This is a genomic window from Pasteurella oralis, assembly GCF_002850605.1.
In the GTDB taxonomy this organism is placed as follows: domain Bacteria; phylum Pseudomonadota; class Gammaproteobacteria; order Enterobacterales; family Pasteurellaceae; genus Pasteurella; species Pasteurella oralis.
The window spans coordinates 313,027-326,777 of the sequence record NZ_NXGB01000001.1 but is presented as its reverse complement, the minus strand read 5'-3'; the positions used below and the strand labels follow the sequence as shown (position 1 = coordinate 326,777).

13 protein-coding genes and 1 pseudogene are annotated in these 13,751 nt (G+C 37.4%); 1 reads left to right on the top strand and 13 read right to left on the bottom strand.

Annotated features, from left to right (window positions below):
* Positions 1-18 precede the first annotated feature (18 nt).
* From mraY to C0975_RS01565, 8 genes and pseudogenes are all read right to left on the bottom strand, one after another.
* On the bottom strand, positions 19-1,101 hold the full coding sequence (gene mraY / locus C0975_RS01600; RefSeq protein ID WP_101774648.1) for a phospho-N-acetylmuramoyl-pentapeptide-transferase: 1,083 nt from the start codon (positions 1,099-1,101) through the stop codon (positions 19-21).
* The gene (murF, locus tag C0975_RS01595) at positions 1,095-2,480 is read right to left on the bottom strand and encodes a UDP-N-acetylmuramoyl-tripeptide--D-alanyl-D-alanine ligase (protein WP_101774647.1); all 1,386 of its coding nucleotides are present in this window, start codon (positions 2,478-2,480) and stop codon (positions 1,095-1,097) included. The genes mraY and murF overlap by 7 nt, the downstream gene beginning before the upstream one ends.
* Before the next feature lies 1 nt (position 2,481).
* Positions 2,482-3,957, bottom strand: coding sequence for a UDP-N-acetylmuramoyl-L-alanyl-D-glutamate--2,6-diaminopimelate ligase (gene murE / locus C0975_RS01590; protein ID WP_101774646.1), 1,476 nt, complete (start codon positions 3,955-3,957; stop codon positions 2,482-2,484).
* A 9-nt stretch (positions 3,958-3,966) separates the two neighbouring features.
* Positions 3,967-5,781, bottom strand: coding sequence for a peptidoglycan glycosyltransferase FtsI (gene ftsI, locus C0975_RS01585; protein ID WP_101774645.1), 1,815 nt, complete (start codon positions 5,779-5,781; stop codon positions 3,967-3,969).
* A 17-nt stretch (positions 5,782-5,798) separates the two neighbouring features.
* Entirely contained in the window at positions 5,799-6,116 is a 318-nt protein-coding gene (ftsL, locus tag C0975_RS01580) for a cell division protein FtsL (RefSeq protein WP_101774644.1), read from the bottom strand.
* The gene (gene rsmH, locus C0975_RS01575; RefSeq protein WP_101774643.1) at positions 6,116-7,081 is read right to left on the bottom strand and encodes a 16S rRNA (cytosine(1402)-N(4))-methyltransferase RsmH; all 966 of its coding nucleotides are present in this window, start codon (positions 7,079-7,081) and stop codon (positions 6,116-6,118) included. The genes ftsL and rsmH overlap by 1 nt, the downstream gene beginning before the upstream one ends.
* Positions 7,082-7,201: 120 nt before the next feature.
* The gene (mraZ, locus tag C0975_RS01570) at positions 7,202-7,660 is read right to left on the bottom strand and encodes a division/cell wall cluster transcriptional repressor MraZ (protein ID WP_101774642.1); all 459 of its coding nucleotides are present in this window, start codon (positions 7,658-7,660) and stop codon (positions 7,202-7,204) included.
* Positions 7,661-7,943: 283 nt separating this feature from the next.
* A pseudogene (locus C0975_RS01565) lies at positions 7,944-9,489 on the bottom strand (carbon starvation CstA family protein).
* 349 nt (positions 9,490-9,838) lie between these two features.
* Here C0975_RS01565 and C0975_RS01560 point away from each other — a divergent pair.
* Positions 9,839-10,069, top strand: a complete 231-nt coding sequence (locus C0975_RS01560; RefSeq protein ID WP_101774641.1) for a zinc ribbon domain-containing protein — start codon at positions 9,839-9,841, stop codon at positions 10,067-10,069.
* A gap of 60 nt (positions 10,070-10,129) precedes the next feature.
* Here the strand turns inward: C0975_RS01560 and artM are convergent, their stop codons facing one another.
* From artM to lpcA, 5 genes are all read right to left on the bottom strand, one after another.
* Positions 10,130-10,813 (bottom strand): arginine ABC transporter permease ArtM, encoded by a 684-nt coding sequence (gene artM / locus C0975_RS01555; protein WP_101774640.1) that lies wholly within the window; start codon positions 10,811-10,813, stop codon positions 10,130-10,132.
* Entirely contained in the window at positions 10,813-11,484 is a 672-nt protein-coding gene (gene artQ / locus C0975_RS01550; protein ID WP_101774639.1) for an arginine ABC transporter permease ArtQ, read from the bottom strand. Before artQ ends, artM begins: the two co-directional genes overlap by 1 nt.
* A gap of 6 nt (positions 11,485-11,490) precedes the next feature.
* Positions 11,491-12,213 carry a lysine/arginine/ornithine ABC transporter substrate-binding protein gene (locus tag C0975_RS01545; protein WP_101774638.1) on the bottom strand — a complete coding sequence of 241 codons (723 nt, stop codon included), beginning with the start codon at positions 12,211-12,213 and terminating at the stop codon, positions 11,491-11,493.
* A 14-nt stretch (positions 12,214-12,227) separates the two neighbouring features.
* Entirely contained in the window at positions 12,228-12,959 is a 732-nt protein-coding gene (artP, locus tag C0975_RS01540) for an arginine ABC transporter ATP-binding protein ArtP (RefSeq protein WP_101774637.1), read from the bottom strand.
* A 183-nt stretch (positions 12,960-13,142) separates the two neighbouring features.
* Positions 13,143-13,727 (bottom strand): D-sedoheptulose 7-phosphate isomerase, encoded by a 585-nt coding sequence (lpcA, locus tag C0975_RS01535; protein ID WP_101774636.1) that lies wholly within the window; start codon positions 13,725-13,727, stop codon positions 13,143-13,145.
* Positions 13,728-13,751: the final 24 nt, after the last annotated feature.

The following is a 13,751-nucleotide window of genomic DNA, read 5'->3' as shown; positions in this document are numbered from 1 at the left end:
TCTCTTATAATTTTATCGTTAACGCAATTTCAAGGTGACTAAGCCAATTAACACAAGCATTAAAGAAATAATCCAAAAACGCACAATCACACGTGGTTCTGGCCAGCCTTTTAATTCAAAATGGTGATGAATTGGTGCCATCCGGAAAATACGTTGCTTACGTAACTTATAGGAGCCTACTTGCAAAATCACAGATAAGGTTTCAACCACAAACACCCCGCCCATAATTACTAATAAAAACTCTTGGCGTACTAACACTGCCACTACACCTAATGCGCCGCCAAGCGCAAGGGAACCCACATCGCCCATAAAAACTTGAGCAGGATAAGTATTAAACCATAGGAATCCTAGTCCTGCACCGACAATAGCAGTACAAAAGACAACTAATTCAGCACTAAATTTAATATAAGGAATATGTAAATATTCAGCAAAATTAATGTTACCAGTCGCCCATGCGATCAAAGCAAATGCACCTGCGACAAAAACGGTTGGCATAATGGCTAAGCCATCTAAACCATCAGTTAAATTAACTGCATTACTTGTGCCAACAATCACAAAATAAGCTAATACAATATAAAATAAGCCTAATTGAGGCATAACTTCTTTAAAGAATGGTACGACTAAACGCGTAGCATCAGTATCTTTACCTAACGTATACATACCAAATACAGCAACAAGTGCAATGGCGGATAACCAAAAATATTTCCAACGCGCAATCAGACCATCGGTATTTTTACGTGTAATCTTGCGGTAGTCATCAATAAAACCCACTGCACCATAACCAAATAACACAAACAAGCTAAACCAAATATAAGGATTAGCTAAATTTGCCCATAAAATAGTACTCACCCCAATAGAAAATAAAATCATTACGCCACCCATTGTCGGTGTACCACGCTTACTAAAATGGCTTTCTGGACCATCATCACGCACTTCTTGCCCAAATTTTAGTAGTTGTAAGCGGCGAATCACTTTAGGTCCAATCCATAACGACAATAAAAGTGCGGTCAATAATGCAAGAATTGCACGCACTGTAATATAAGAAATCACATTAAATCCACTGTGATATTGCTGTAAAAACTCACCAAGCCAGACTAACATATAAAATTATCCTTTAAGGTATTAATCACATCTTCCATTTTCATCCGACGCGATCCTTTTGCTAATAATACAATCTTTTGATTTTGTTGTAATTTTTCTTTAATCAAAGTCGTTAAATAAGCACAAAGTGGTGCTTTTTCAGTAAAATGTTGTCCTAAACAAGCTTGAGAAATTGACGCACTTTCTGAGCCAAAAGATAACACTAACTCTAATTGCGCGGCTTTAGCATAATCCGCAACTTGTTGATGACAAAATTGCGTATTTTCACCCAATTCTGCCATATCGCCAACGACTAAAATGCGAAAAGCAGTATATTTTTTTAGCACATTAATCGCAGATTGTAATGAATCCACATTCGCATTATAAGTATCATCTAATAACAATAAATTAGCGCAGGGTTGTACCGGAAATAAACGCCCTTTTACCTGTGAACGCACTTCCAAGCCGTGTTTAACTTGTGCTAAGCTTGCTCCAACATTCATTGCCAACGCTGTGGCGGCTAAAGCATTTTTAATATTATGCTCACCTAAATAAGGCAATTGAATTTGAACATGCCCTGCTGGGGTATGTAAATCAAAAATGGAACCTGATTCTGTAAATTGTATTTTATCTGCATAAAAATCGGCTCTACTGTCTTCATAAGCAAAATATTGGACTTTACACTCACCAATTTCCGCAGCCCACATTGATGGACAGTAATCATGCTCTTTATTAACAATAGCAATGCCACGATCTGGCAAACCGCGAAAAATTTCCCCCTTCGCTTTTGCCACGCCCTCAAGGCTACCAAAGCCTTCTAAATGTGCCGCAGCAACATTATTTACTAACGCCACATCTGGTTGAGCTAAACTGGTAGTATAAGCAATTTCACCTTGATGATTAGCGCCTAATTCAATCACCGCAAATTGATGTTGCTCAGTCAGACGTAATAAAGTCAACGGCACGCCAATATCATTATTAAAGTTACCTTGAGTAAACAAAACTTTGTCAAAACCGACCGCACTTTGTAAGATACTTGCCGTCATCTCTTTCACGGTTGTCTTACCAGAAGATCCCGTCATAGCAACAGTTAAAGGTGCAACTTTAGCTTTTATCCACTTGGCTAATACTCCTAACGCGACTCGACTATCCTGCACGACCAATTGCGGTACGAAAACGTTTGGATCCCATTGTTGTACAACTAAAGCAACCGCCCCTTGTTCAACAGCCTGCGCTAAATAATTATGTGCATCAAAATGTTCACCCTTTAACGCAAAAAAAAGGCTTTTGCCAACCGTTTGACGTGTGTCAGTATTGATATTTTCCACCACGACATCGCTGCTGCCTACAAGCTGTGCATTTAAAATTTCAGCTAATTGTTTTGTTGTCAGTTTAAGCATGCTAATAACTCATATTAAAATATTTTCGAACCGTTTCTTGATCAGAAAAATGCTGCTTTTGTTGACCAATAATTTGGTAATCCTCATGTCCCTTCCCTGCGATCAAAATCACATCATCTTTTGCTGCTTGTTGAATAGCAAAAGCAATAGCATTTTCACGCTCATGAATCACTTTTACTTCAGCTTGTGAACTAAACCCCGCCAAAATATCGGAAACAATTTGAATAGGCGACTCAGTACGAGGGTTATCATCAGTCACAATGACTTTATCCGCCAATTGTTCAGCGATTGCCGCCATTAACGGACGTTTACCACGATCACGATCACCACCACAGCCAAACACACACCACAACTGACCATGACAATGTAAACGTGCAGCTTGTAATGCTTTTTCTAGTGCATCTGGCGTATGTGCATAATCTACAATTGCAGTCGCATGCTTTTCTGCACTCAACATTTCCATACGCCCACAAACGCCCGTTAATTGTGCGACGCTCTGCATTAATTGTTGTTGCTCATAACCAAGAGAAAGCAAAGCAGCAAACACTAACAGTAAATTACTCACATTAAATTCGCCAATTAGATGGCTTTGTAGTTCACCATTACCCCAGCTTGATTCAAAATGCACATGAGCACCTTTATTGTTAAAAACAATACGTGTCGCTTTTAGCCATTGTTGCTGCGTTGTTTGGAAATTTGGATTACAGCTCACCGCGACTGCCGAAGGAAGTTGTGTTAACCAAGCACGACCGATCTCATCGTCCACATTAATAATCTGATGTTTTGACCTTAATTCAGTAAACAAGCGCTTTTTCGCTGCTGCATAGTTTTCCATCGTGTGATGATAATCAAGATGATCGCGACTTAAATTTGTAAAAATAGTGACCGCAAAATCGAGTGCTTCGACACGATGTTGCACCAAACCATGTGATGATACTTCTATCGCAGCAAACTCAGCCCCCTGTTTAACAAAACTGGCTAATCCAGATTGGATTTCAATAGCAGACCCTGTCGTATTCGCAGCTTCTTCTACTTGTCCAAATAAGCCATTTCCAATCGTCCCCATGACTGCACTTTTATGTCCTAGTAATGTTGTCCACTGTGCTAAAAGCTGTGAAATTGTGGTTTTACCATTCGTTCCGGTCACACCAACTAAGGTTAGTTTTTGCGATGGATGATTGTAGAAAAGATCAGCTAGCTGCGATAAATGTTGACTGAGTTGATAGAAAGAAATGATAGGTACATGCTGTTCAAAGCGGATTTGTAGATGCTGTGTTGCCAAATCGGCTTCAGATAATACAGCAGCCGCTCCATTTTCAATAGCTTGTGAAATGTAGTGACGACCATCTACTTGATGTCCTTTTAAAGCAACGAAAAGACAGCCTTGCTGTACTGCTCGACTGTCTAAAATCATTTCCGTAAGTTCAATGTTTGGGGCAAGTTCAACTTGCCCCAAAAGTGCGGTCAATTTTCGCATAATTTTTTCTTAATTGGTTTTCGTTCCATTATCACTATTCAAACGCACAACGCGTCTTGCCGTTTTATCTTGTGGCATTGCATCTGGTGGAATATTATTAGTTCTCAGTGCATAGCCCATAATATTTGAGAACACTGGTGCTGAAATTGCCCCACCATAATATTGCCCTGCTTTTGGATCATTAATTAATACAATCAAAGCATAACGAGGATCTGAAATTGGGGCGACACCCGCAGTATAAGCAATATATTTATCCACATAGCGACCATTCTCAAGTTTTTTGGCAGTCCCCGTTTTAATACCAACACGGTAGCCTTCTACCATCGCTTTTTTATTCTTAATCGCTACTTTTTCCATCATATTCACCACTTCACGTGTAATCTTTTCAGAATACACACGTTGTCCGATAACAGGCGGATCAACTTTAGTGATAGAAAGTGGACGATAAATACCGAAACTTCCTAAGGTGACATAAGCTCGCGCAATTTGTAATGGTGTTGCATTGATGCCATAACCATAAGCGACGTTAGCGCGTTCAATATCAGACCAACGTTTACGGTTTGCATTTAACAAACCCGATTGTTCACCAATTAAACCAAGATCAGTTGGCTTGCCTAACCCCGCATTCATATAAGTTTCCATTAAGGCATTTGGTGGCATACGTAATGCTAAACGACTCACACCACGGTTACTTGAATGTTCTAAAATACCATCTAGTGTTAATTGATCACGAGGCGCAACATCTCGTACTTCATGCCCATTCAACACCAAAGGACCAGTATTAATCACTTCATTACGTTTCGCAGCTCCGCGCTGTAATGCCGCAAGCACCACAAATGGTTTGACTGTTGAACCTGGTTCAAAAGTGTCCGTAATTGCTCGGTTACGCATTAAATCCGCTTTGACGCCAACACGATTATTTGGGTTATAAGAAGGGGCATTTGCCATTGCTAATACTTCACCAGTACGCACATCCACTAATACTGCGGTACCAGACTCAGCTTTGTTCTCTGCTACTGCTTTTTTAATTTCACGATACACCATGGATTGTAATTTTTCATCAATACTTAAGGTGACATCTTGTGCATCATATTTTTTAACATCTGCAATGTTCTCAACAATATTGCCGAATTTATCTTTACGATAAGTACGAGAACCTGATTTACCAATTAATAATGAATCAAAACTCTTTTCAATTCCTTCAATTCCTTCACCATCAATATTGGTATAACCAACCAAATGAGCGACTTCTTCAACACGCGGATAAAAACGGCGTGCTTCATTTTTCAGTACAACTCCTTTTAATTTTAATTCACGCACATAATCGGCGACTGTTGGCGATACTTGACGCGAAAGATAAACAAAGCGTGATTTTGGATTTTTTTCGATACGCTTGAGAATATCATTATAAGAAACCCCTAAGGCTTCCGCTAAAGCTTTCCAACGCTCTTTATCCACCAAAGAATTTTTCTCAAAAATATCTTTAGGATCTGCCACGATAGAATACATCGGTACACTAACAGAAAGTAATTGTCCATGCCGATCTAAAATCGAGCCACGCACAGATTGAATTTCCTGTGTACGCAAAGAACGTTTATCTGCTTCATCAGCTAAAGAATCCGCATTAATGATTTGCACATTCGCAGCTTTACCAATTAACACGACTAAGCAACTCATAATAACAGCCAATGCGGCAAAATAACGCCATTTTAAAAAACTATTTTCATAAACCACTTTTGGCTTATTTAGTTTAATCGCGTCATTTTTTGCTATTTTTACACTTTTCGCTCGTTTAATTTTCTTTGTCGTATTAAATTTAACCATACTGTTATCCTCAAATATTACTCTAGGATCAACACTTCTTGTTCTGGTTGAACTCGCTTCATACCTAATTGACTCGCAATCGCCTCAATACGTGTATTATCACTTTGCGTTGCTTCTTCTAATTTTAAATTCAAATATTCATTTTCAAGAGCTTGGTGTTCTAGTACTAACTGTCCCTTTTCAGCGACTAAAATACGCGTTTGATGTGTCATCCAAATAGTCGCTAATGCAGTAACCACAATCAGTAACAACAATGCCATGATAGTTTTATTTGAATTAAATAAATCTTCTAAAATAATATTTTGTAGCGGATAGCGATCATTATTTTCTAACATCAAATCTTCTCCGCAATACGTAATACCGCACTTCTTGAGCGTGGATTCTGTGCCTGCTCTTGTTCACTTGGCATAATTGCTTTACCAATGGTTTTTAAAGTTTGTGTACGTTTAATTTGGTCATCACGTAATGGTAAACCTTTTGGTAGCGTCTCCCCCTTAGTTTGCTTACGCATAAAGTGCTTCACCATACGATCTTCTAACGAGTGAAAACTGATAATTGCTAAACGTCCTTTTTCTGCTAACATCGCAAGTGCCGACTGCAATACGCTTTCTAATTCATCTAATTCAGCATTAATAAAGATACGAATGGCTTGAAAAGTTCGCGTAGCAGGGTGTTTATGTTTGTCTTTAAAAGGCACTGCATCAGCTACTAATTCAGCAAGCTGTAATGTTCGTGTTAAAGGTTCTGTATTATTTTGTAATGCACTTTTGTTGTAATTGACGATGGCATTCGCAATACGTTTAGCAAAACGCTCTTCACCAAAAGTTTTTAGCACCCAAGCCAAGTCTTGTTCAGAAACTTGTTGTAACCACTGAGCGGCAGACAGACCTTGTGTGGTATCCATTCGCATATCTAACGGACCATCTTTCATAAAGCTAAAACCACGTTCTGCTTCATCAAGTTGTGGAGAAGACACACCAAGATCTAATAAAATGCCATCTATCTTGCCTGTTAATCCAAGTTTTTCACAAATTGCTGGAATTGCAGAAAAACTATTATGTTCAATATGAAAACGTGGATCTTGAATTTTATTTGCTTCTGCAATAGCTCGTGGATCACGATCAATTGCAATCAAACGACCATTATCGGCAAGTTGGGAAAGGATCAAACGAGAATGACCACCTCGTCCGAATGTACCATCAATATAAATACCTTTTTCTTTCAATGCTAACCCATTAACCGCTTCATGTAATAAAACGGTGATATGTTCAGGCGATGAAAAAGTATTTTGCATATTCATAACAGTTACCAATGGTACAAAAAATAAAAGGGATAAAATGTTAAGGTAAGATAACGCGGTGCTTAGCACCGCTTATCTTTTGCTAGTGCTGCTGTTCTGTTGTGAGAAAGTCACCTTTCTTTATAATGACAGCATTTTTAATTCTTCTGATAGTGCAAATTGACCACTCGTACCTAACACCATATCTTTTTCAATTTGAGCTTGCCATTCTGCATCGCTCCAAATTTCAAATTTATTTAATTGCCCAACAAGCATTAGGCTCTTTTCTAATTTCGCGTGATGGCGTAATGGACCGCTAATTAAGATACGTCCTGCACTATCTAACTCACATTCGGTGGCATAACCTAACATGACGCGTTGTAAACTACGTTGATTCGGATCGAAATTTGATAGCGCTAAAAGTTTTTGTTCGACTAATTCCCATTCTTTTAATGGATAAAGTAACAAACAAGGTTGGCGAATATCCACAGTGCATACCATTTGACCGGCATTCTGCTCAAGAATTTCAGCACGATAACGAGTCGGGATCGCAATGCGACCTTTCGAATCTAAATTAACTGCTGAAGCACCACGAAACATCATTGTTTCCCTTTTGTGATTGTTACAAGATGAAATTTAGGAATTTTTGCTAACTTTTACCACAAAACTCCACTTATTACCACTTTTCTTAAGTTTATTATTAGTTTGCTTAACTTGCAAGCAATTTAACTGTTTCAGAAGTAAAGTTTTGTATATTTTTCATTAGATGAAAAAGTAAGCTATGCAATAATGTTGTTACTTAAACATAAGTAAGAAAGCAGAATAAAAAACACCCTACCAATATGAATTGATAGGGTGTAGTAAATACTTAAATTTGATATGATTACTGTTTGACTAAGTCATCGACTAACGCGTCAGGATCACCTTTTGCAATTGGTTTTAATAAGGTGAAGAATAAGATACTACAGAATACAGTTAACCCTAAACCAATATAAACGGAAAGTTGGTAATCTAAGTTGAAACCGATCTTGTTGTAAGCTAAGTATGTAAAGCATACGGTGCTGATAAACATCGCTGGTAAAGTACATACCCAGTGGAATTTGCCGTAGCGGAATAAATAAGCAGCAGCAGTCCATAACATCACCATCGCAGTGGTTTGATTTGCCCAACTGAAGTAACGCCATAATACGCTAAAGTCAATTTTCGATACGATAAAACCTAACACAAATAATGGAATCGCAATCACTAAACGCTTAACCAGTGTTTTTTGTTCAAATTTAAAGAACTCAGCAATAATTAAACGAGCAGCACGGAAAGCAGTATCTCCAGAAGTAATTGGCAATACAACAACACCTAAAATTGCAAATACACCACCTACAGCACCTAAGAAATATATTGATGAATCATAAACCACTTTTGATGGTGAACCAGCATCAATAACAGCTTGTAATGCTGCTGGATCTTGATAGAAACTTAAACCTACCGCACACCATACTAATGCAATCACCCCCTTCTGCAATCATTGCACCATAGAAAATAAAGCGCCCTTCTTTTTCATTTTGTGCACAACGTGCCATCAATGGTGTTTGTGTAGCATGGAAACCTGATAATGCACCACAAGAAATCGTTAAGAATAATAATGGCCAAATTGGTAAATCACCTTTAGGTTGCAGGTTTTGGAAGAATTTATCGAAATCTAAACCACCAACTGTACGGAAAAACTCAATTGGTTCAGCTGAATTTAAGTGGCTGCTGACTAAACCATACATCATACCAAATGTCATGAAGAGCAATAATGCTCCAAATAATGGATAGATACGACCAATAATTTTATCAATTGGTAATAATGTCGCGATGATGTAATACACAAAGATGATAGTTGTCCAAATCACTAATACTGTTGCAGCATCGTAACCAAATACTGTTGCAGCTGCCCCTGCACTTTCAACAACACCTAAATTATCGACTGTAATTGTACTCAATAATTTCGCAGGACTTGCAACGAATACTACACCAACTAAAAGTAATAACACAACAGCAAGTAAATTAATGAACGCTTTGACCGGCGCACCTAAATAGCGACCAGCTAATGTTGGCATTGATGCTCCACCATTGCGTACACTTAACATACCACAAAAATAATCATGTACCGCGCCAGCAAAGATACAACCAATCACAATCCATAACATTGCAACTGGTCCATATAATGCCCCTAAAATCGGACCAAAAATTGGACCTGTACCAGCAATATTTAATAACTGAATTAACCAAATTTTCTTGGTTGACATTGGCATATAGTCAACACCGTCATTCATGCTATAAGCTGGTGTTGTTTTTCTTGGATTGATCACAAAGACCTTTTCAATGAATTTTCCGTATACAAAATAACCAAGCAATAAAATTGCAACGCAAAAGAAGAACCATAACATAATAAAGTACCTATTTTAATAGATGAAATATTAAAACAACTTTTCTTATAAAAAGCATTGCGTATTTTATTTCACTTGTTACAAGCAAGTAAACTGTATAATAAATTGACACTACAAAATATTTACAACTTTGTGATACCTATCACGATTTAGCAGTCCCATACACTGATCATATGGAAACAGGTGTACTTTGTGATACCTATCACGATTTAGCAGTTAATCTATTACTTTAAAATGAAATTTATTGCTTCTTGTGATGTAATTTTGTTTAAAATTTGTAAAAAAATGACCGCACTTTTCAATATGACTATGATAGGATCCGAGCAAAAATTGCAATCAGAGAGGAAAAATGGCTTTACATCGTTGTCCAGAATGTCGGCATAAAGTAAGTGACAGTGCACTCAGTTGCCCTCATTGTGGCTTTTCATTTAAAGAAGAAGATTTGGCGCTTTATCGACAGAAGCTAGAAGAACGACGTTTACATAATCAAGAAATTAATAAACAAAGTGCTAAATTACATTTAGTGTGGTTTATTATTTTTGCTTTAGTCATTAGTATTGCTAGTTGGATTGTTAATTAACCAAAAAAGCGAATTTTGTTTAAAATTCGCTTTTTTTCCACCGCACTTAACTCTAGCTAATTATGTTTTCTCAACCTCTAAACGCTCAAAGGTAAGCACTTTCGTTTCAAGTCTACGCAATAATACTGTCGCCAGTGCAGTGATGACTAAATAAATTGCGCCAGCAATACCATAAATAGTTAATGCATCATACTCCGTACCATAAAGCTGTCGAGCATAGCCCATGATATCCATAATAGTGATTGTTGAAGCAAGCGCTGTGCCTTTAAACACTAAGATAATTTCATTACTATAAGAAGGTAATGCTCGTTTCAAAGCATATGGCATCAAAATTTTTAAGGTTTCTAAACGGGTAAACCCAAGCGCAGCACAGCTTTCCCATTGCCCTTTACTAATTGCTTTCACCGCACCATGAAAAAGTTGCGTTGAATAAGCCGCACTGTTTAACGCTAATGTCAACATTGCACAAAACCATGCATTTGAAAACAACGGCCATAACGCGCTGTCGACCACCCATTGGAACTGTCCCGGTCCTGCATAAATCAAGAAAAACTGGACTAACAATGGCGTACCAGTAAATAAAGTCAAATAAACATTAATCGCACATTTAACTAACTTATTCCCAATAGATAAAGCAAAAGTGAATAGTAAAGCGAGCACAAAGGCAACTACTAAGGAAACTACAGTCAATAATAGGCTAGTCGGGATACCTTGAATAATCACCATGAAATATTCTTGAAACATTATTTCACCTCTCTTTCAAAACGAGTAAAACGCAGTTCCAATTTACGAATAATAAATTGGCTTACCAAAGTAATCACTAAATATAATAACGCAGCGATACCATACCAAGTGAAAGGCTGATGAGTGACAGTATTGACCAGTTCTGCTTGACGCATTAAATCTTCTACACCAATTAGTGAAACAAGTGCAGTATCTTTTAACAACACTAACCATTGATTACTTAGTCCCGGTAGTGCATGGCGCCATACTTGTGGCATCACAATATGTACAAAAGTATAACCTCGACTTAAACCTAACGCTGCGCCTGATTCCCACTGTCCCAACGGAATAGCTTGAATCGCACCACGCAATGATTGAGAAGCATAAGCAGCAAAAATAATTGAAAGTGCAAACACACCACAACTAAAAGCACTAAATTGAATGAATTCTCCAGTTATCATTTCAACGACTTCAGTTGAACCAAAATAAATTAATAACACGACGAGAATTTCAGGTAAGCCACGTAGTAAAGTGACGACAACAGAAGTTGGTTTACGAATTAATGCCCATTTGCTGGTTTCTAATACCACAAATAGTACAGACAAAATTAAGCCAACAATTAATGAACAAAGCGCTAACCCTAAGGTCATTAGGGTTGCGCTATACATCAAAGAAAGATAATCAAAAAACATAATCGATTATTGTGTCATCCATTTATCATAAATTTTTTGGTATTCGCCACTTGCTTTAATCGCAGCCAATCCTTTATTAAGATCTGCTAATAGCTCTTTACTTGCTTTATTAACTGCAATGCCAAAACCGTTACCAAAATATTTTTGGTTTGTCACTTTATCTCCAATAAAACCTAAGCTTTCTTCTTTTTGTAGCATATCAACTAATACCGCAGTATCACCAAAAATCACATCAATACGGCCATTTTTCAAATCCAATACTGCATTTTGTAAGCTTGCATAAGGTACTGGTTGATATTGTTTCGCTTCAGCAACAATGTATTGTTGATACGTTGTTCCATTTTGCACACCAACTTTTTTCACTTGAGTTAAATCATTTAGCTTACCTTTCACCGCAATAAAGCTCGTCGAGCTATCATAGTAAGGATCACTAAAGCTCACTTGTTTTGCACGAGCTTCTGTAATATCGATTGCAGAAATCGCCGCATCAAAATGCTTAGAACGCAATCCCGTAATTAAACTATCGAAGGCTTGTCCTTTAAAATGGCAAGTTGCTTGGATTTCTTTACAAATTGCATTCGCAATGTCCACATCAAAACCAATAATTTCCCCTTTCTCATTTGTTAACTCAAATGGTGGATAACTTGGCTCCATGGCAAATGTAATATCCTTCGCCGTCGCAGCAAACGCAGTACTTGCTAAAAGTGCAGTTAAAAGTAATTTTTTCATGTTGTGTCCTTATTTTAGTGTGATAAATATTGTTTGAATTGTTCTGTTTTGGGTTGTACAAAACAACTTGCATCGCCCATTTCTACAATGTGACCTTGTTCCATATATACAACTTTAGTCGCAACTTTTTTAGCCACGGCAACCTCATGGGTAACAATCACTTGGGTAATCCCCGTTTGTTGCAGTTCTTTAATAATATCAACAACCTGTGCTGTAATTTCAGGATCTAACGCGGCAGTTGGCTCATCAAATAACAAAACTTGTGGTTTCATCATTAATGCACGAGCAATCGCCACACGCTGTTGTTGACCACCCGATAAATGTAATGGAAAACGGTCTGCAAATTGTGCTAAACGTAAACGTGTTAATAACTCCAATGCTTCTTTTCGTGCCGTATGATCATCAAGCTGTAGCACTTTTTTAGGTGCTTCAATCAAATTTTCAATAACTGTTAAATGTGGCCATAGGTTGTATTGTTGGAAAACCATCCCAACATCTTGACGCAAACGACAAATTTGTTTTGGGTTAGTCGTTGTTGCTGATAAGTCAAATTTGTTATTTGCAATAACTAACTCACCAGATGCCGGCACTTCTAATAAATTTAAAGTACGAATTAATGTACTTTTTCCCGCCCCACTTGGTCCTAACAATACGACAGTATCGCCTTCTTCTGCGTTTAGGCTGATATCAAACAGAGCCTGTGAAGAACCATAAAAAAAGTTTAAATTTTTAACACTAATTGCCATTGTTTAAAAAATCTCTATATTTGCAAAACTGCAATAATATTAATATTTATTGCATAATTATGCAATAAATATTGTAGAAAAAATATCACCAATAAAAAAATCCCCAATCATGCAATGATTGAGGATTGTACTATATAAAAAAGTAACAAAATTGACCGCACTTTTTTACGGTCAAAACAAAGACTATTGCGCTTTTGCCATCTCAAATTCAATTAACATCATTAAAATATGAATGACTTTAATATGGATCTCTTGAATTCGATCTGCATAACCAAAATGTGGAACACGAATTTCAACATCCGCAAGACCAGCCATCTGACCACCATCTTTACCTGTCAATGCAATCACTTTCATGCCTTTTTCTTTTGCTGCCTGAATAGCATTCAGAATATTTTTTGAATTACCTGATGTGGATAAACCAAACAATACATCTCCTTTTTGACCAACTGCTTCAACATAACGTGAAAAGACATATTCATAACCAAAGTCGTTACTCACACAGCTTATGTGGCTAACATCAGAAATTGCAATTGCAGGATAACCCGGACGATTTTCACGATAACGTCCTGTCAACTCTTCTGCAAAATGCATTGCATCGCAATGTGATCCACCATTACCACAAGATAATACTTTGCCACCTTGCTGGAAGCTATTCGAAATTAATAACGCGGCCTGCTGAATTAATTTCATGTTATTTTCATCACTAATAAATTTATTTAAAACTTCAGCCGCTTCATTTAATTCCGCTTTAATTTGATCAAAATACATAAATTCTCCTTTTACTTAATCTCC